The organism is Geosporobacter ferrireducens (genome assembly GCF_001750685.1).
Lineage (GTDB): Bacteria > Bacillota > Clostridia > Peptostreptococcales > Thermotaleaceae > Geosporobacter > Geosporobacter ferrireducens.
Genome location: NZ_CP017269.1, coordinates 368,530 through 388,820, shown reverse-complemented (window position 1 = coordinate 388,820; position 20,291 = coordinate 368,530). Strand labels below are relative to the sequence as shown.

Sequence of the window (20,291 nt, the reverse complement as noted above, 5' to 3'; positions counted from 1 at the left end):
CAAAGCAAAGCTTTTACCACTTTGTTTTGAGTTGCCTTTTAACGAGTTTTGTCTATATTAATAGATCTAGGTCTATACTAAATAAGGAAAGAATTTATTATTAAGGAGATGTTTCCATGGATTTAAAAGAATTATTAGAATGTGTTCATGTGCTATATATAGACGGGAATCAGGATTTAAAAATACAAGGTATTGCTTATGATTCAAGAAAAGTTGAAAAAGATTTTGCTTTTGTTTGTATATCTGGCTCTAAAACGGATGGACACCTCTTTATTGAAGATGTAATCGCAAAAGGTGCAAAGGCCATTGTTGTTGAACGGGAGGTTCAAAGTCGGGAGGGAATTACCTTTATAAAAGTGGAAAATAGCCGAAAAGCACTATCGGCTATGGCTGCAAGCTTTTATGGATATCCTTCAAATGCTATGAATGTTATCGGTGTAACTGGAACAAATGGAAAGACAACGACAACGCATTTAGTCAAGAATATCTTAGCGGTGAATGGTGTTCAATCCGGACTAATTGGTACCATATCTTACAAAATATTAGATCAAGAATATAAGGCCAACAATACAACTCCTGAATCCCTTGAATTGCAGAAGCTTTTTCAGGAGATGCTGGATCAAAAAGTCAGTACATGTGTTATGGAGGTATCTTCGCACTCCTTAGATCTATATAGGGTAGAGGACATTCAATACCAGATCGGAGTATTCACAAACCTTACTCAAGATCATTTGGATTTTCATGGAAATATGGAAAATTATAAAAATGCAAAACGAAAGCTATTTTACAAAACAAAGCAAGCGAATATTATCAATGTTGATGATGCATTTGGCGTAGAACTTTCTACTCAGCTGCACGGGATGGATGCAAAATGTATTACTTATGGTATTAAGCGGCAGGCAGAAATCAATGCGAAAGATATTGAAATAACGTCTAAAGGAACTCGTTTCCAATTGGTAACGCCTAAATTCTCAGGGATTATTGATATCGGTACACCTGGCATGTTTTCTGTATATAATGCACTAGCAGCAGCTGCTGTAGGCTATGTGACGGGGTATGATTATCTGGAAATTAAAAAGGGATTGGAGGAGACTCGTGTAGTACCCGGAAGATTTGAACTGGTGCCTAACGATAAAGATCTTACTGTGATTGTAGATTATAGTCATACTCCAGATTCGATTGAAAATGCAATTAGAACCATACAAGAGTTTGCAAAAGGAAGAATTATTACAGTATTCGGTTGTGGCGGAGACCGAGATAAAACCAAACGCCCTATCATGGGTGAAATTGCAGGAAGATTATCAGATTATTGCATTATTACTAGTGATAATCCACGAACAGAAAAACCGGAAGAGATTATAAAAGATGCTGAAGTAGGCATAAAAAGGACATCATGCAAATATAAAATGATAGTAGATAGAAAGGAAGGCATTCGAGAAGCAATCCGTCAATGCGGATCTCAGGATGTGATACTGATTGCAGGAAAAGGCCATGAGACTTATCAGATTATTGGAGATCGTGTAATCGATTTTGATGATCGAAAAATTGCCCAGGAGCTCATACGGGAGGATTTAGAGGATGAAGTTGACAATTGATGAAATATTAAATGCTACCCAAGGAGAATATCTCTCCGGAAATATTACAGAAACGGTGGTGCAAGTAACAACAGATTCGAGAAAAGTAAGAGGAGGAGAATTGTTTATTCCTCTTATTGGTATCAATTTTGATGGTCATGATTTTATTTCGCAGGCGGTACAACAGGGAGCTGCTGTTGTATTAACCCAAAGAGTATTAGAAAACAGCATAATAGATTCCAGCAAGGCATGCTTCATTGCCGTTAAGGATACACTGAAGGCACTGCAGGATTTAGCAAAGTATTATTTGCGCAATTTTACCATTCCGATAGTGGCAGTTACTGGAAGTACTGGAAAAACAACTACGAAGGATCTAGTACATTCTGTTTTGCAGCAAAAATATAAGGTACTGAAAAGTGAAGGGAATTTCAACAATCATATAGGTCTTCCGTTATCTGTTTTTCAACTGCAGAAAGAACACGAAGCAGCAATATTTGAAATGGGAATGAGTGCATTGGGGGAAATTGACACTTTAGCGGAAATCGTAAGACCGAACATATCCGTAATTACAAATATAGGTTTGTCTCATATAGAGCATCTTGGCTCTCAAGAAAATATATTGGAAGCGAAGATGGAAATAACAAATTATTTAAATGCTGAGGATGTGCTAATTGTAAATGGAGATGATGCTTTCCTGAAAAATCTAAATAATCAATCTCATTTATTTAAAAAGTTTTATGTAGGACTTAATAGTAACTGCGATCTGAAAGCTGAGAATATTATAAATTTAGGAGAAGAGGGCAGTTCTTTTGATGTTGTATTGAATGAAAAAAAAGTTAACTTCCGTTTGTGCGTACCTGGAGATCATAATATTTATAATGCCCTTTCAGCCATTGCTGTGGGGTTATGTTTGGATATGGACAGTTCTGAAATTCAAAGGGGAATACAAGCTTATAAGGGTAGTGACATGCGTTTGCATATTATGGGTATTCAGGATAACATAAAAGTTATTAATGATGTTTATAATGCAAGTCCTGATTCTATGAAGGCAGCTATTTCTGTTTTGAGCAAAGCTGTTGCGAAAAGGAGAATTGCTGTATTGGGTGACATGCTGGAAATGGGACACTATACAAAAATGGGACACTATACAGTGGGCTGTGAAGTTGCTAAAGAATCCATTGATCTGTTGATTGTTGTTGGTACAGCATCTGCTTATATTGCCGAAGGTGCTATAGATCACGGATTTGACAGACAAAAAATTATTGTATGCGATAATAACCAAGAAATAACTACATACCTGAGAAAAAATATGCAGGCAGAAGATATAATTTTAGTTAAAGGATCTCGAGGTATGAAAATGGAAGAAATTGTTACAGGCATACAAGAGAGGAGTTAATTGAATGATACAGTATAGACAGCTGATTGTTACGATTGTGATTTCTTTTTTTATCACACTGATATTGGGACCCATTGTTATTCCAATTTTACATAGACTCAAGGTAGGACAAAGTATCCGGGATGAAGGTCCAAAATCACATATGACCAAATCGGGAACGCCTACGATGGGTGGTTTGATTATGATTGCAGCAATCCTTATTACTGCAATTACTTCTGGTCTTGTAAATAAGGATTTATTTGTAGTACTTTTTGCTACACTTTCTTTTGGACTGATTGGTTTTATAGATGATTTTATTAAAGTGGTGCTCAAAAGAAATCTAGGATTAAAGGCTTATCAAAAACTATTGGGACAAATTGTTATAGCTGTAATTATTGCATTTTATCAATCTAGCATATCTGTTTCCGGTACAAAAATATTAATTCCTTTTATGAATCAGTACTGGGATTTAGGATATTTTTATGTACCCTATATTGCCTTTGTGGTAGTGGCAACAGCCAACAGTGTAAACTTAACAGATGGGCTGGATGGTTTAGCGGCTGGGGTTACACTGATTGTATCGTCTTTTTTTAGTCTTGTTGCGATGAATTGGGGCTATTCAAGTATTGCAGTCTTCTGTGGGGCCCTAACAGGTGCGTGTTTGGGTTTTTTAAGGTTTAACGCACATCCTGCGAAAGTTTTTATGGGAGATACCGGCTCTATGGCTCTTGGAGGTGCGGTAGCTACAATTGCTATTTTAATGAATCTTACCTTATTAATTCCTATTGTTGGTGGGATATATTTTGCGGAGGCTTTATCTGTTATCATTCAGGTGGTATCCTTTAAACTAACAGGAAAGAGAGTTTTCCGAATGAGTCCCCTACATCATCACTATGAGCTGAAGGGATGGAAGGAAACAAAAGTTGTTGCAGTATTTTGGAGCATTACTTTGATATTATGTATTGTAGGTTTATTTGGTTTAAGTCAATAAGCATAAATATTTTCACGAAAGCAGGTGTTGCAATTTGGAGATTAAGAATAGAAATATATTAGTAGTGGGGATAGCCACATCGGGTATCCCCACAGTCAATACGCTATTACAGCTTGGGGCAAAAATAACCATTAATGACATAAAGGAAGAAGATCAACTAAAGGAAGTTCTTGAACACATCCATACAGATCAGATTCAAATGATTCTTGGACACCACCCGGAGAAAGTTTCCCAGTATGATTTCATCGTTTTAAGCCCTGGTGTTCCTACGGATTTACCTTTTCTAACAGAAGCAAGAGAGCAGGGGGTGCCGGTGATTGGAGAACTGGAACTGGCATACCAACTATGTGCCGGAAGTTTTGTCGCGATTACTGGTACGAATGGAAAGACCACCACCACTGCATTAACTGGAGAGATTTTTCAAAATGCGTGCAAAGAAACTTATGTGGTAGGAAATATTGGGGTAGCAGCAATATCAAAAAGTTTAGAGGCTGGCAAAAATGCTGTAATGGTTACAGAAGTCAGCAGCTTTCAACTGGAGAGTATTGTAGATTTTAAACCCCATATAGCTGCGGTATTAAATATAACACCGGATCATTTAAACAGACATAAAACAATGGAAAATTATATTGATGCAAAATCCAATATTTTTAGAAATCAAACTGCAGAAGATATTTTGGTATTGAATATGGATGATGAGCAAGCTTATAAACTGAAAGAACGGGCTAATTCCCATACTATTTTTTTCAGTAGAAAACAAACTTTAGAAGAAGGCGCTTTTATAGAAAATGGGAGCATTGTTGTTCACAAGAATGGAACCAAAGAACATATTTGTAAAATAGAGGAGTTAAGAATTCCTGGAGCACATAATCTTGAAAATGCATTGGCCGCAACGGTGATAGCCTATTGGACTGGAATAGATGGCAAAATTATCGAAGAGACTTTAAGAACTTTCATGGGCGTGGAGCATCGTATTGAATTTGTCGATGAAGTATCGGGAATTCTTTTTATTAATGATTCAAAAGGAACAAATCCTGACGCTTCTATCAAAGCTGTTGAAGCGGTGAGGGAACCGATTATTCTCATTGCAGGCGGAATGGATAAAGGCAGCAGTTTTGAATCATTTATTGATGCTTTTCAAGGAAAAGTAAAGTATATGGTATTAATTGGAGAGACGGCAAATAAAATGAAAGAGACAGCTGTGTACATGGGTTTTGAAAATTGCTGTATTGTAAAAGATATGGAAGAGGCAGTGAAACTTGCTTACAGCACCGCAAAAAGCGGAGACACAGTATTGTTATCACCTGCATGTGCCAGCTGGGATATGTATCAGAGCTATGAGCAAAGAGGAAATCACTTTAAAGAATGTGTTGGAAGATTAAGGAGGTCCATTGAATGACCAAAAAGAAATCCAGTGATTTCACACTTATGTTGACGGTATTAATACTTGTAGCCATTGGAATCATCATGGTTTTTAGTTCAAGTTATGCCTATGCATACTTCAAAATGAATGATGGATATCATTTTCTGAAAAGAGAGATCATGTGGGCTAGTTTGGGATTGCTAGGTATGATTTTAGCTATGAATTTTGACTATTGGAAATATAAAAAAATGGCACCTTATGGCTATATTGTCAGTTTAATTCTTTTGGTACTTGTATTGACACCTTTAGGAATTGAATTTAATGGGGCACGACGATGGCTGGGTGTCGGCGGTTTTACGATTATGCCTGGGGAGTTGGCTAAGATATTCGGTATTTTTTTTGTGGCTTCACGTCTTTCAAGGAACCAGGATAAAATAAAAAGTTTTACGAAAGGAGTAGTGCCGAACCTACTCATTATTGCAGTTTATTTTGGTTTAATTATATTACAGCCAAATTTAAGCACCGCTATGACCATTACCTTTATTATTGTATCGATGATGTTTGTTGCGGGAATGCGCTGGAGCCATATCACAACAATGGGCATTGTGGGTGCAGGTTTATTGGTAGTGATGATTTTGCTGGAACCCTACCGAATGAGAAGAATAACTGGTTTTTTAGATCCTTTTGCAGATCCTAGAGGAAGTGGATATCAAGTTATTCAATCATTGTTGGCTCTCGGGTCCGGAGGTGTCTTTGGTGTAGGATTAGGCAAAAGTGTTCAAAAGTATTTATACATACCAGAGCCTCAAAATGACTTTATATTTGCTATCATTGGAGAAGAATTAGGCTTTGTTGGATGCTTAACCGTTATCGTATTGTTTTTGCTGTTGATTTGGAGAGGTGTTCGAATCGCAATTAATGCGCCAGACTTATTTGGATGCCTATTGGCTACTGGTATTACAGCGATGGTTGGGGTACAGGTAATCATTAACATTGCTGTAGCCACATCTTCCATGCCAGTTACAGGGATTCCATTGCCTTTCATCAGTTGGGGTGGAAATTCCTTGGCAATTTTTATGTCTGCTATGGGGGTAATGTTAAACATTTCAAGGTATTCGAACTTAGATAGGAGTTGAAAAAATGAGAATCCTCATTGCCGGTGGTGGAACGGGGGGGCATATATATCCCGCCATAGCCATTGCAAACAGAATCAGAGAAGAATATCCAGACTGGGAAATATTATTTGTTGGAACAAAAAGAGGATTGGAATACAAATTAGTTCCAGAAGCAGGATATCGAATACAACTTGTGCGGGTTAGTGGTTTTAAAAGACGATTGAGCTTGGATACCTTCAAATCTGTAAAAGATCTATTTGATGGTTTGAAAGATGCTCGCAAGGTAATTAAAGATTTTAAACCAGACATTGTAATTGGTACCGGGGGTTATGTTTGTGGCCCAATTCTCTGGACGGCATCTATGATGCAGATAAAAACGATTATTCACGAGCAAAATGTAATACCTGGCGTTACGAATAAAATTTTAGGCAAATTTGTAGATCGGATCATGGTTAGTTTTGAAGATTCAAGGAAGTATTTTCAAAACAGCAGTAAGATCGTTGTAACGGGAAATCCAGTAAGAAAAGAATTTATCCGTTTCGATAGGGAACAATCCAGAAGAAACCTTGGAATAAAAGATAACTGTATGCTGGTTATGTCTTTTGGAGGAAGCCGGGGGGCAGAAAAAATCAATGAAATTATGAAGACCGTTGTAAAGAAGATGAGCAATAAAGAGGAGCTTCAGCTAATTCATATAACGGGAAGCAGTCATTATGAATTGTTTATGAAAGATCTAGAAAAAGAGAACATAATAATTGGAAAAAATATTATGATTAAACCCTATGCACATGATATGCCGGCATTGATGGGAGCATGTGATTTAGTAATCTGTAGGTCAGGTGCAATTACTTTGGCTGAAATCACCGCGATGGGTCTACCTTCCATATTAATTCCTTCCCCCCATGTAACCAATAATCATCAAGAACACAATGCTAGGGTCCTTGAGAAAAAAGGAGCTGCAGTATTGTTGCTTGAAAGAGAGTTAAATGATAAAAATATAGTGGAATTACTGAGTCGGTTTACGAAAGAAAAGCATCGTTTAGTAGACATGGGAGAAAAAAGTAAACTCCTCTCAAAAACTGATGCTACAGAAATAATTTTTTCCAATATCATGGGTCTTTTACAAAAAAGCAAAAGTCGTGATTCCTATATGTAAATCCGGATTGTTTTCAGGAACACCTCAATGATTTCTGCATATGATGGTTATATATTACATTAAATTATTATTTATTGAAATAAATATAAACAGCAGACATCTCGGAGGTGGAATATGTGAGTAAATTTGTCATACACGGCGGAAATAAGCTCAGCGGTCAGTTACGGATAGGTGGTGCCAAGAATGCAGTATTACCTATTTTAGCAGCTACAATCCTGAATGGAAAAGAGAGTATTTTATATGATTGTCCAGCATTAAAAGACGTTGATACTATGATCGAAATTCTCATATCTATTGGATGTAAGGTTTCTTTCGAAGAAAATATATTAAAGGTTGATTCAAGTACCCTTTCCACTCATGAAATACCTGAGCATTTGGTACGGGAAATGCGATCTTCCATATTTTTAATGGGGCCAATGCTGGCCAGATGTGGTAAAATTAAGATAAGTTACCCCGGTGGTTGCGAAATTGGGCCAAGGCCTATTGACCTTCACTTAAAAGCACTAAGAGAAATGGGTGTAACCATTCATGAATCCCACGGATTTTTAGAATGCGAGGTTTCTGATTTGAATGGATGCGAAATACAGTTGGATTACCCTAGCGTAGGGGCCACTGAGAATGCAATGCTGGCAGCGGTTATGGCAAAAGGCGCAACAAAAATTAGAAATGCAGCAAAGGAGCCGGAAATTGTCGACTTGCAGACTTATTTAAATGCAATCGGAGCAAAGGTTTTTGGTGCGGGAACCAGTGAAATTATTATAGAAGGTGTAAAAAGCTTGACAGAAGCTGAACATCATATCATGCCTGATAGAATTGTGGCAGGCACATTTTTGGCGGCAGTAGCCATTACTGGCGGAGATGTGACCCTAGATAATGTGGTGCCAGAGCACATACAACCAATTCTTTCTAAAATGAAAGAATCGGGATGTCTGATATTAGAGAAGGAAAGACAAATTAAGTTAAAAACACCCAATCAAATCCGTGCAGTTGACATGCTTAAAACTCTGCCTTATCCCGGATTTCCTACGGATATGCAAGCACAGTTTATGGCTTTGATGACTATTGCAAAAGGTACGAGTATATTTACGGAAACTATATTTGAAAACCGGTATAAACATGTAAGTGAACTGATTCGTATGGGTGCAAATATCAAAGTGGATGGTCGGGTGGCAGTGGTTAAGGGTGTAAAAAGATTAACCGGTGCGAAGCTTAGCGCAAAGGATTTAAGAGGAGGAGCAGCACTGGTTTTAGCAGGGCTGGCTGCAGAAGGAACAACTGTTGTCGATCAAATCATTCATATAGAACGGGGCTACGATCGGTTTGATAAGATGCTAGAACAGTTAGGTGCGCAAATATATAGAATAAATTAAGAGACAGCTTTAGCTGCTCTTAAATTTAACGAAAGAAGCGGACGAGCTGTAAGGTGGGAGAATATGTACATAAATCAATCGGTTCTAGATAAAAAAGTCAAAAGAAAAAAGAAAAAGCTTGTTTTATTTGTCATGTTATTATGCTGTATTATTTCTTTTATAATTATTTTTAAAACCGATCTTTTTTGTATAAAGACTGTTGAAGTAAGTGGAAATGTATTATTGTCCCAGGAAGAAATTATACATGCCTCAGGAATAACCTTGGGGAATCAAATCTACAAGGAGAAAATTAAGAATGTTGAAATCGGATTAACGCAGCATCCATACATCAAATTTGTTGAGGTAAAGAGAAAGCTTCCTAATAAAATTTTGATCCAAATTGAAGAAAGAACAGAGGCTGCTGCAATTCCTTTTATGGGAGCCTATGTATTTATAGATGAGAATGGGATGATACTAAAGTCTGAATTAGATTCTGGGAACTTAAAAATCATTCAAGGCTTAGAATTTGATCATTTTATGGAAGGGGAGCCGCTGGAGGTAAAGGATCCGGAAAAATTGCGAAAAGCGCTGGAAATCGTTAAATATATCGACAGGATGGAGATTTCTATAAAAAACATTGATGTAAGTCAGTCCAAAAACTATGTTATTCGGCTAACAGATACCCTAATCTGTAGAGTTGGTGAAGGCAACAATATTGATTACAAATTAAGGGCACTTGAAAAAATTTTACTAGATTTAAAGAGCAAAGATATAACAAGAGGCGTTATTGATATCAGCTATGATGGAAATCCGACCTATAGACCTGTAGATTAAGGAGGATGTGGGGATGAAAAGCATTAAAGGACAGCTGGCTGTAGGCATCGTATGTGTTGTCTTGGGATTGGTTTTAGCACTTCAATTTAAAAGTGTTCAAACGAATTACTTGGAAGGAATTGCACCTGCACAAAAGGCCCAGGAATTAACAGCTGAGCTAAAAAAAATCCGACAAGAGAAACAGCAGCTATTAAATGAAATTAATACGCTGGAAGCTAGAATCAATGAAATTCAAGAGGCAGAATCAAAAGAGGATGCATTGATTAAAAGCTTAAGTGCTGATTTAGAAAAATATAAAATTATTTCAGGGTTACGAAGCGTAAAGGGGCCTGGAATTATCGTAGCAGTTGATGATCCCCCTGTGGATCCGGAATATCCCGTGGATTACAGTACAATCATGCTGAACTATGATTTGCTATTAAGTTTACTGAATAAATTAAATGATGCTGGCGCAGAGGCGATCTCTGTTAACGACCAAAGAATTGTATCTAGAACAGAAATAAGTCTTGCAGGAAATAATGTGAATATAAACTCTGTACCTACGGCACCTCCTTTTATTATTAAAGCCATAGGAAATCCTGATACCTTAGAGGCAACATTAAACATTCGTTTTGGAATTGTATGGGAGATGAGAGAACGGCATGGTTTGCAGGTATCTATTAAGAAACAGGATGAAGTAATTGTTCCAAGGTATAATGAGATTATTAAGTTTAGATATGCTAAACCCGTGGAAGAAAAGGAATAGTCATGAGGTGAGTTCATTGAAAATGAATGTGTGGAAATTTAATATTTTAATTCTTTGCATTCTATTGGGTTTCTTAATTGTATTGCAAATAAAAAGTGTGTCCGGTGATTACTTATATGTACCATTAAAGGTAATCTATGACTATAAGCTATCCATCGAGAGTGAGAAGAAAGAGATAGAAAATCTTCATGGTGTAATTGAAGAACGGAGCAGCTTTATAGAAAACTATGATAAGCTGAAAAGCGAGGGTGGACTTTTTAAAGACGCTCTAACACAAGAACTGGAAAATCAGAAACTGATCAGTGGGTTTAAAAATGTGGAAGGGCCTGGAATTGTTCTGACGGTAAATGATGGAACCCGGGAATTAATTGGTGACGAAAACCCGAATAATGTACTTGTGCATGATATTGATATATTAAATCTGATAAATGATCTAAAGGCGGCAGGGGCTGAAGCAATATCGATCAATGGGCAGCGGATCATTTCTATTTCAGAGATTAATTGTGCGGGTCACACCATTCGAATTAATAATCAGGTCTTTGCACAGCCTTTTATTATAAAGGCAATCGGAGATCCAAAAACGCTAGAGGCCTCTATTTATGCTCCTGGCCAATCGGGTCATTATCTAAAAGAAATTATAGGTCTTTTAATAGAGGTAAAACCTGTAGTAAATGTTAAGATAGCAAAATACCAAGAGGATATAAATTATCGTTACTTGAAAGTAGCAGAAGAGGGTGAATAATGTGATTATTGCAATCTTAGGTTTAATGATTGGGGTATTTTTGGGTATTTATTTGCCCATAACCTACCCTTCCTCCTATTCGCTTTACATGTCTGTGGCAATTCTAGCTGCATTAGATTCCGTATTTGGTGCAATTCGCTCTCATATGGAGGACAAATTTCATTCAACAATTTTTGTCTCTGGATTTTTTGGAAATGCCATTCTTGCCGGATTTCTGGCATATATTGGCGACCGTCTAGGTGTTCCTCTTTATTATGCAGCAATATTTGCATTTGGAGGAAGATTATTCCAGAACTTTGCAATCATTAGGCGTTATCTCATTGAGAGAATCACCAAAAAATAAAGTTTTTGCAACAAAAAAAAGGATATTTGAATAGTACGTTGAAATATGTTATAGGATTATTTGAAAATATTCTTGCTTCAGATTTTTTCATATTATGCCGATATATTAATGATTTGAATTGAGAAACAAGATATATAGATGAAAGAAACATACCAAAAGCTCAATTAATTAATTTGGACTAACGATCTTATAATATTTTCGTAGCCGTATGAAGGGGGTAATATTGTGTTAGAATTTGATGTTGATATGGAGCAATTTGCTCAGATAAAAGTGATTGGTGTTGGTGGCGGCGGAAATAACGCTGTCAATAGAATGATAGAATCCCAGTTGAAAGGGGTTCAGTTTATAGCTGTAAATACGGATAAACAAGCATTATTTACATCTAAAGCAGAATATAGAATCCAAATCGGAGAGAAATTAACAAAAGGTTTAGGTGCAGGTGCAAATCCAGAAATCGGTAGAAAAGCTGCTGAGGAAAGTAAAGAGGATATTCATCAAGCATTGCAAGGGGCAGACATGGTATTCGTTACCTCTGGAATGGGTGGTGGAACGGGAACGGGCGCAGCACCTATTGTAGCGCAGATTGCAAAGGAGATGGGCATACTGACAGTGGGTGTTGTCACAAAACCCTTTACCTTTGAAGGAAAACGAAGAATGCAGCATGCGGAACAAGGGATTGAAGAGCTAAAGGGGAAAGTAGATACTTTGGTTACAATTCCCAATGATAGATTGCTTCAGGTTGTTGAGAAAAAGACATCGATTATGGATGCGTTTAAAATGGCAGATGATGTACTGCGTCAAGGGGTCCAGGGCATATCCGATCTTATCGCCGTACCTGGTCTTGTAAATCTTGACTTTGCTGATGTGAAAACAATTATGTTTGAGCAAGGGTTAGCCCATATGGGAATAGGAAAGGCAAGCGGAGAGAACCGAGCCACTGAGGCTGCAAAACAAGCCATACATAGTCCTTTGCTCGAGACATCTATTCAAGGAGCAAAAGGTGTACTTTTGAACATAACAGGAGGTTCTAATTTAGGACTTTTTGAAGTGAATGAAGCTGCTGAGCTGGTAGCACAGGCTGCAGATCCAGATGCAAATATTATTTTTGGTGCTGTAATTGATGAAGATTTAAAAGATGAGATCCGTATTACAGTAATTGCCACAGGTTTTGAAAATCAGAAACCCAATGTAATAAAAGTGCCTCAGCTAGACAAGGATGTTGGAGTGCACAATCATAGAGAAGAGGAACATCTGCCTATTCAAGATGATTTAGATATTCCTACCTTCCTAAGAAAAAAGAGATAGTAAAGAAGACCGTATCTTATCAGGGATACGGTCTTTTGTCGTAATATGGGAAGTTTTTTTACCCGATAGAAGAGATTCGACTTCATACAATGACAAAAAATGAATATGAATTCCTATATAATAGACATAAATCATAGGACAATTGAATAATGTGTATCAAGTAGAATTATCTCCATAATGGAGGAATGTTTATGTTTGAGGTATATGGAGAGTATCTGTTTCTTGAGAATTTGCTGATGAATTGGCTAATTCTTTATCTCACTGCAACCTTTAGTAGATTTAAGGTTTCCAAAGCCAGGCTTTGGATTGGGGCAGCAGTGGGTGCTTTATATGCTTTTGTCGTTTTTTTTCCATCACTTAGCTTTCTATATTCGACGATGATGAAATTTTTAGCATCTATGCTCATTATCATTATTACATTTATTCCTTATCATTTTAAGGATTTCTTAAAGCAGTTAGCCATTTTTTATTTAATTTCCTTTATGTTTGGCGGCGCAGCCTTTGCTTTATTCTACTTTACTGACTTTAACGGCCTTGTGAGTAATGGGGTGTTTTATATTGCAAATTTCCCTATTAGATTGCTGCTATATTCTGGAATTGTATCCTATATTCTTTTAAAGTTTTGCTGGGAATATATCCAGGTGAAAATATCTCGCAACAAGGTCTATATACCTATTTGGGTAGCGGTAGGCGAGCAAAAAAGTAAAATTTGTGCTTTGATTGATACTGGAAACTCTCTTCAAGAGCCGCTTTCAAAATATCCAGTAATTATCGTTGAATATTCAGCAATTAAAGAACTTTTGCCAGAAAATATTCGATATTATTTTGACCGGTCGCAGGAAGTGAATTTAGATCTACTATCAAACATCTTACAAACCTCTGATTGGATGAACCGATTTAGAGTTATTCCTTTTAAATCTTTAGGGAAAGAGAATGGGATGCTTATAGGATTTAAGCCGGATAGCGTAATATTAGAGGAAAAAAATGAAGTAAGGCGTATTACAAATATTATAATAGGGATCTATACAAAAGAGCTTTCATCGAATGGAGACTACCGTGCATTATTGCATCCAGATATTTTGACTTAAAATCTATCATCAAATGGGGGGCGTTAGAGTGCTAAGCTTTTTTACTAGGCTAAGACTTAATTATAGAATAGTTCTGATTAGGATGTTAAAGAAGTTAGGATTTTTAGAGGAAGATAGTATTTTCTACATAGGGGGGAGCGAGGCTTTACCACCACCATTGAGCTCTGATGAAGAATTATTTTTGATAGATCAACTGCGTGAAGATGATGGGGCAGTTAAAAGTGTTCTTATTGAGAGAAATCTTAGATTGGTAGTTTATATTGCTAGAAAATTTGAGAATACTGGCGTAGGTGTAGAAGATCTCATTTCTATAGGGACGATTGGACTTATAAAAGCAGTAAACACCTTTGATCCAGAGAAAAAGATCAAATTGGCTACATATGCTTCACGGTGTATAGAAAATGAAATTTTGATGTACCTAAGGAGAAATAGCAAGGCAAAAGCAGAAATTTCCTTTGATGAACCGTTAAATATCGACTGGGATGGAAATGAATTACTTTTATCAGACATTTTAGGTACAGACAATGATTTAATTTATAAATTTCTAGAGGAAGAAATTGATAAAGAATTATTGGAAATCGCACTTAAAAAGCTAACAAAAAGGGAAAAGAAAATAATGGAGTTAAGGTTTGGTTTAAATAATGGAGAAGAAAAAACCCAAAAAGAGGTAGCAGACATGTTAGGCATTTCCCAATCCTATATTTCAAGATTAGAAAAGAGAATTATAACGAGATTACGAAAAGAAATTAATCGGATGACATAAGCAGCAATTAAGCTGCTTTTTACTTTTCTTTCTTTATTGTATAAAGGATTTTTAAAAAGGCAATAATTTTGATGTAAGGGGGCAATAATCCATCGAATGGAGGAATTGTCATGCATATCAACAAAGTAGAAATTTGTGGAGTAAATACATCAAAACTTCCTGTGTTAACCAATGAAAAAATGAGACAATTATTCAGCAAGATTCATCAAGGAGATTTGTCTGCAAGAGAGGAATTCATTCAAGGAAATCTAAGATTGGTTTTAAGTGTAATCCAGCGTTTTAATAATAGAGGAGAACATGTAGACGATTTATTCCAAGTAGGATGTATTGGTTTGATCAAAGCCATTGATAATTTTGATCTATCTCAAAATGTAAAATTTTCAACCTATGCGGTACCAATGATTATCGGGGAAATCCGAAGATATTTACGGGATAATAACTCGATTCGAGTAAGCCGATCCCTTCGCGATACAGCCTATAAAGCACTACAGATTCGGGATCAGCTTATCAACAAAAATGCAAAGGAACCTACTATATCAGAAATAGCAAAGGAGTTGAATATACCTCGGGAAGAGGTTGTTTTTGCCTTAGATGCAATCCAGGATCCCATTTCATTGTTTGAGCCGATTTATCATGACAGCGGAGACGCAATATTTGTAATGGATCAGGTAAGTGACGAAAAGAGTGAAGATGAGACTTGGCTGGAAGGAATTGCACTTCGGGAAGCCTTAAGAAAACTGAGTGATCGTGAAAAACTGATACTTACACTTCGGTTTTTCGAAGGAAGAACACAAATGGAAGTAGCTGAAGAAATAGGAATCTCTCAAGCTCAAGTTTCGAGGTTGGAAAAAACTGCTCTAAAGCATATGAGAAAACATATTTAAACAAAAGCAAATTATTTTGCTTTTGTTTTTTTATGATCATATATTGTTTCCAAGCTCTATATACATAGATATAGAAAGAATAGTAGTTTTTAAATACTTATAATAAAGATGAGAAGGTGATTAAATGATTAGTACATCAGATCTGCGACAAAAAGAAATTATTAACATTGTTGACGGAAGGAGATTAGGCTTTGTATCTGATATCGAAGTTAATTTAGAAAAAGGGAGAATTGAAGCATTGATCGTTCCTGGACCTGGTAAGTTTTTAAATTTCTTCGGGAAGGAAAATGATTTTGTAATTACTTGGCATGAAATAAAAAAAATAGGGATGGATGTGATTTTAGTTGAACTCAAAGATGTAATCTTGCCTGCCGATTTAGAAGAAAACGAGTAAAGCTTGTGCTTTCAAAAGAAAAGGAATAATTAAAAGCTTCTAAGGTACTTATATAGGACAATCAAAAAATTCACAGTAGACATCCCCTATATGAAATATTATAATTTGAGTAAGATATGTTTCGACTATAGAATAGTCACATATAGGGGGAGACGCGATGAACTGTCCATACTGCGAGTATTTTGAAACGAAGGTAGTAGATTCCAGACCTACAGAAGAAGGACAAGCTATCCGAAGAAGAAGAGAATGCAGCAAATGTAAAAAAAGATTTACGACCTATGAAAAGGTTGAAGAGATTCCGTTGATCGTAATTAAGAAAGATGGTACAAGAGAAGCCTATAACAGAAACAAAGTTTTAAATGGTATGATCCGTGCTTGTGAAAAACGCCCTGTTTCAATGAAAGATATAGAGCACACCATAGATGATGTAGAAAGAAGTCTTCACAATACTATGGATAAGGAAATTACCAGTATATTTATTGGAGAATTGGTAATGAATCATTTGAAGGATTTAGATGAGGTTGCCTATGTAAGATTTGCATCTGTATACAGACAGTTTAAAGATATTAATACTTTTTTGGAAGAACTAAAAAAATTATTAAATGAAAAATAAAGCTCTAGATAGCTCATTCATCATGAGCAATAGAGTGAATAAATCAGGGGCAAAATAATAGCAAGTTGACAAGCGACTTGCTATTATATGTTTATTCTGCTGGCTAAAGGAGAAAAAATATGAATGAATTGAATATGCGTAAAAACTGTGGAATAACATACTTTTCAATACCTGCTTTTGAGGAAACAGGTTTGGTAATCAGCTGTTTTGCCAGTCGTATTGGCGGCGTCAGCAAAAAACCCTATTCTTCGTTAAATCTGGGGGTGAAAACAGCGGATTCCAGAGCTAATATTCAAAAAAATTATGAATTACTTTTTAAAGCGATAAATATACCCATAGAAAATAGTGTTCTTTCAGATCAAGTACATAAAGATAACATAAAAATTATTACAACAGCTGATCGTGGAAAGGGAATCATAAGAGATAGTAATATTTTTGAAGTAGATGGAATGATTACAAATGAAAAAGGAATTGCTTTAGTTACCCATTACGCTGACTGTGTTCCCATCTATCTTTTGGATCCTGTAAACAAAGTAATAGGACTGGTGCATGCAGGGTGGAAAGGAACGGTTCTTAGAATTGCTCAGAAGGCTATTTTGAAAATGCAAGAGTCTTTTGGCACAGAGCCGAAGAACTGTTTGGCAGCGATTGGACCCTCAATTGGTAAGTGTTGTTATGAAGTTGACGAACCAGTAATCAATAAATTTAATCAAAATTTTACAAACCTTAGCAAATACGTATTTTTCAAAGAAAATAATAGATACAACCTGGACTTATGGGAAGCGAACAAAAACCAGTTAGAGGAAATAGGGATTTTACAAAGAAATATTATAATAAGCAACTTATGTACCCACTGTAACAATCATCTGTTTTTTTCCCATAGGTCAGAAGAGGGAATAACAGGAAGAATGGCTGCAGTTTTACAGCTAAAATAGTATATTAGAACACTGGAGGGAGCGGTTTTATGGCTAGGAAGAAAGTATTGGTTGTAGATGATGAGCATCATATTATAGAGCTGATACAATTTAATCTAGAGAACAGTGGGTTTGATGTATTGACCACAGATAATGGAGAAGAAGCAATCCGGATTGCGGATGATGAGGCTCCAGATGTGATTTTATTAGATTTAATGCTGCCTGGGATAGATGGTTTTGAAGCTTGTAAAAAGATTAGATCAAATAGTAGAACCAGTAAAATTCCGATTATTATGCTTACCGCTAAAGGAGAGGAAACGGATAAGGTGTTAGGTTTAGAATTGGGGGCAGACGATTATCTTACAAAACCTTTTAGTGTTAGAGAACTAACTGCTAGAATTAAAGCTGTATTAAGGAGATTTGAAGAAACACCTAAAGAGGCGGGCAAAATCATTCGATGCCATGATATCGTAATAGATACAGAAAAACATGAAGTTACAAAAAACGGAAAGGTTTTTGAATTAACCTTAAAGGAATTTGAATTGCTAAAGATTCTCGCAGAGAATAAGGGAAAAGTACTCTCCCGAAATTTTCTGCTGGATGAAGTCTGGGGTTATGATTACTTCGGGGAGACAAGAACCGTTGATGTGCATATTCGGCATTTGCGAAAAAAGATAGAGGATAATGACCGGCACCCTGTATATATTGAAACCATTCGAGGAATCGGATATAAGATGAAATAGGTGAAATCAATGCAAAGAAAAATTTTTTTAACCTATACCCTTTTATTTTTAGTGGGTATTATTATTACAGGACTCTTATCTTTGGGCTTTATGCAAAAAAGCTATATGGAGAATACAGAAGACAAGCTGGTAGCTTATGGAAATTTAATCAATGGATTTCTACGACAAAGAACTTACGAGGATAAACTGCAACAGTTAGATTATTCCAGGTTAGCCTATGAATACAGTCAGGAAATCAATGCCAGAGTAACTTTTATCAATCTAACTGGACAAGTAATCGGTGATTCAGAGGTTAAACCGGAAAATATCCAAAAAATAGAGAATCACCTCTATCGACCTGAAATTCAAGAGGCACTCTCGGGCAAAGTAGGTAAAAGTAAAAGAACAAGCAGCACAACGGATGTAAACTATATTTATGTAGCTGTGCCATTAATGCTGGATGGGCAGATATATACGATAACGCGATTGGCGTTTCCACTGACAGAGATTAACCGTATTAATTTTATGCTTATGCAGAATGTACTGATTGCTGCTTTTTGCGGGATGATTGTTGCTACCATATTAGGATATCGGTATGTCAATAGCGTCACGAAACCCATTAAAGAAATCACTAGGACAGCTCAGAATATAGCCAACGGAGCATTAAACAATCGCGTCTATGTGAACACCAGTGATGAAATTAAAATATTGGCTGATACTTTTAATATTATGACAGAAAAATTGAATGAAACGATCTCTGAACTATGGGATAAAAATACAAAGCTGCAGTCAACCCTTGCAAGTATGAATGAAGCACTTTTTGCGATAGATAAATCTTATAAGATTATGCTTATGAATCCTGTAGCGAAAGCTCTATTTAGGATTGAAAATGAGCAGGTAATGGGAAAACACATTCTGGAAGTTATCCGGAACAATAAGCTTCACGATGTGTTACAAGACATCTTAAACAGTAACCATATCGGACAAAGGGAAATTACAATTGATTATCCAGAACCAAAAATCTTAAAAATATATACCAACTTTATCAGACTAGATATGGACCCAAATCGGATTATTGGTGTTATGGCATTAATTCAGGATGTAACTGAAATGAGAAAACTTGAAAAAATGCGGTCTGATTTTGTTGCTAATGTTTCCCATGAGCTTAAAACACCGTTAACCTCTATTACCGGATTTATTGAAACCCTTAAAAATGGTGCAATTGATAATGAGAAAGTTCGAAATCGGTTTCTAGACATTATAGAAATTGAAACAGAAAGACTCTCCCGGCTGATAGACGATTTGTTAAGTTTGTCAGCCATCGAACATGACCGCTTAAGCTTTACAAAGGAAAAAATTAAAGTAAATGAGGCTATTAAAGAAATCAGAGAAATGGTTGATGGATTGGCGAAACAAAAAAAAATAAAGATATCTTTTGAGCTAGACGGCTCGCTGCCTGAAATTTACGGAAATCCGGATTGGTTTAAACAGATGATGATTAACTTAGTAGACAATGCGATTAAATACACACAAGAAGGGGGGGGCGTAAAAGTTCTGGCTTATAAGCGCTATGAGAATATCATTATTACGGTTAAGGATACGGGGATTGGTATTCCAAAGGAAGATATTCCCCGATTATTTGAACGCTTTTATAGAGTAGATAAAGCGCGTTCTAAAAAAGCAGGTGGAACTGGCTTAGGGTTAGCGATCGTAAAGCATATTGTGTTATCCTTTGATGGGGAAATCAAAGTAAATAGTGAACTGGGAAAAGGCTCTGAATTTATTGTCAGAATTCCCTTATCATAATAAAATAAACAACCTGAAGACGATTCTTATATCGTCTTCTTTTTAGTTTATAAGAATATTAAGTTTTGGTAAGCTTGCTGCTTTGAGAATAGATACTGCATTTTTGAATCTCAAAAACTTAACATGGATTTAACCTACTTTTAATCAGGATATAAAAAAATCAAAATAAAATAGTAGAGAGTAAAGGAAACCCAAACAGAAGATCGGATAAATCA

Annotated in this window: 20 protein-coding genes; all 20 read left to right on the top strand. The window is 36.2% G+C overall.

What is annotated here, in order from left to right:
- The first annotated feature begins 116 nt into the window (after window positions 1-116).
- The 20 genes from Gferi_RS01975 (at window position 117) to pnpS (ending at window position 20,076) form a co-directional block, all read left to right on the top strand.
- A complete protein-coding gene (locus Gferi_RS01975) occupies window positions 117-1,595 on the top strand; it encodes a UDP-N-acetylmuramoyl-L-alanyl-D-glutamate--2,6-diaminopimelate ligase (protein ID WP_069974035.1) in 1,479 nt (492 codons plus the stop codon).
- On the top strand, window positions 1,579-2,970 hold the full coding sequence (locus tag Gferi_RS01970; protein WP_069974034.1) for a UDP-N-acetylmuramoyl-tripeptide--D-alanyl-D-alanine ligase: 1,392 nt from the start codon (window positions 1,579-1,581) through the stop codon (window positions 2,968-2,970). Before Gferi_RS01975 ends, Gferi_RS01970 begins: the two co-directional genes overlap by 17 nt.
- A gap of 4 nt (window positions 2,971-2,974) precedes the next feature.
- A complete protein-coding gene (gene mraY, locus Gferi_RS01965) occupies window positions 2,975-3,940 on the top strand; it encodes a phospho-N-acetylmuramoyl-pentapeptide-transferase (protein ID WP_069974032.1) in 966 nt (321 codons plus the stop codon).
- A gap of 34 nt (window positions 3,941-3,974) precedes the next feature.
- A complete protein-coding gene (murD, locus tag Gferi_RS01960) occupies window positions 3,975-5,339 on the top strand; it encodes a UDP-N-acetylmuramoyl-L-alanine--D-glutamate ligase (RefSeq protein WP_069974031.1) in 1,365 nt (454 codons plus the stop codon).
- On the top strand, window positions 5,336-6,439 hold the full coding sequence (spoVE, locus tag Gferi_RS01955) for a stage V sporulation protein E (RefSeq protein ID WP_069974030.1): 1,104 nt from the start codon (window positions 5,336-5,338) through the stop codon (window positions 6,437-6,439). Before murD ends, spoVE begins: the two co-directional genes overlap by 4 nt.
- A 4-nt stretch (window positions 6,440-6,443) precedes the next feature.
- A complete protein-coding gene (gene murG, locus Gferi_RS01950; RefSeq protein ID WP_069974029.1) occupies window positions 6,444-7,574 on the top strand; it encodes an undecaprenyldiphospho-muramoylpentapeptide beta-N-acetylglucosaminyltransferase in 1,131 nt (376 codons plus the stop codon).
- 116 nt (window positions 7,575-7,690) lie between these two features.
- Window positions 7,691-8,944, top strand: a complete 1,254-nt coding sequence (murA, locus tag Gferi_RS01945) for a UDP-N-acetylglucosamine 1-carboxyvinyltransferase (protein ID WP_069974027.1) — start codon at window positions 7,691-7,693, stop codon at window positions 8,942-8,944.
- Window positions 8,945-9,007: 63 nt separating this feature from the next.
- On the top strand, window positions 9,008-9,757 hold the full coding sequence (locus Gferi_RS01940; protein ID WP_069974026.1) for a cell division protein FtsQ/DivIB: 750 nt from the start codon (window positions 9,008-9,010) through the stop codon (window positions 9,755-9,757).
- 13 nt (window positions 9,758-9,770) lie between these two features.
- A complete protein-coding gene (locus Gferi_RS01935; RefSeq protein WP_069974024.1) occupies window positions 9,771-10,502 on the top strand; it encodes a DUF881 domain-containing protein in 732 nt (243 codons plus the stop codon).
- A 22-nt stretch (window positions 10,503-10,524) separates the two neighbouring features.
- On the top strand, window positions 10,525-11,244 hold the full coding sequence (locus tag Gferi_RS01930; RefSeq protein WP_236932739.1) for a DUF881 domain-containing protein: 720 nt from the start codon (window positions 10,525-10,527) through the stop codon (window positions 11,242-11,244).
- A 1-nt stretch (window position 11,245) separates the two neighbouring features.
- Window positions 11,246-11,587, top strand: a complete 342-nt coding sequence (locus tag Gferi_RS01925) for a small basic family protein (RefSeq protein ID WP_330389551.1) — start codon at window positions 11,246-11,248, stop codon at window positions 11,585-11,587.
- A gap of 225 nt (window positions 11,588-11,812) precedes the next feature.
- Window positions 11,813-12,892, top strand: coding sequence for a cell division protein FtsZ (gene ftsZ, locus Gferi_RS01920; protein WP_069974019.1), 1,080 nt, complete (start codon window positions 11,813-11,815; stop codon window positions 12,890-12,892).
- Window positions 12,893-13,083: 191 nt separating this feature from the next.
- On the top strand, window positions 13,084-13,980 hold the full coding sequence (gene spoIIGA, locus Gferi_RS01915; protein ID WP_069974018.1) for a sigma-E processing peptidase SpoIIGA: 897 nt from the start codon (window positions 13,084-13,086) through the stop codon (window positions 13,978-13,980).
- An 82-nt stretch (window positions 13,981-14,062) separates the two neighbouring features.
- Window positions 14,063-14,743: an RNA polymerase sporulation sigma factor SigE gene (gene sigE, locus Gferi_RS01910; RefSeq protein ID WP_236932738.1), complete on the top strand. Its 681-nt coding sequence runs from the start codon at window positions 14,063-14,065 to the stop codon at window positions 14,741-14,743.
- A gap of 110 nt (window positions 14,744-14,853) precedes the next feature.
- Window positions 14,854-15,627: an RNA polymerase sporulation sigma factor SigG gene (gene sigG, locus Gferi_RS01905; RefSeq protein WP_069974015.1), complete on the top strand. Its 774-nt coding sequence runs from the start codon at window positions 14,854-14,856 to the stop codon at window positions 15,625-15,627.
- Window positions 15,628-15,751: 124 nt separating this feature from the next.
- Window positions 15,752-16,021 (top strand): YlmC/YmxH family sporulation protein, encoded by a 270-nt coding sequence (locus Gferi_RS01900; RefSeq protein ID WP_069974014.1) that lies wholly within the window; start codon window positions 15,752-15,754, stop codon window positions 16,019-16,021.
- Between the two features lie 157 nt (window positions 16,022-16,178).
- A complete protein-coding gene (gene nrdR, locus Gferi_RS01895) occupies window positions 16,179-16,634 on the top strand; it encodes a transcriptional regulator NrdR (RefSeq protein WP_069974012.1) in 456 nt (151 codons plus the stop codon).
- A 119-nt stretch (window positions 16,635-16,753) separates the two neighbouring features.
- Window positions 16,754-17,569, top strand: coding sequence for a peptidoglycan editing factor PgeF (gene pgeF, locus Gferi_RS01890; RefSeq protein ID WP_069974010.1), 816 nt, complete (start codon window positions 16,754-16,756; stop codon window positions 17,567-17,569).
- 29 nt (window positions 17,570-17,598) lie between these two features.
- Window positions 17,599-18,291, top strand: a complete 693-nt coding sequence (locus Gferi_RS01885; RefSeq protein WP_069974008.1) for a response regulator transcription factor — start codon at window positions 17,599-17,601, stop codon at window positions 18,289-18,291.
- Between the two features lie 9 nt (window positions 18,292-18,300).
- Window positions 18,301-20,076, top strand: coding sequence for a two-component system histidine kinase PnpS (gene pnpS, locus Gferi_RS01880; RefSeq protein ID WP_069974005.1), 1,776 nt, complete (start codon window positions 18,301-18,303; stop codon window positions 20,074-20,076).
- Window positions 20,077-20,291: the final 215 nt, after the last annotated feature.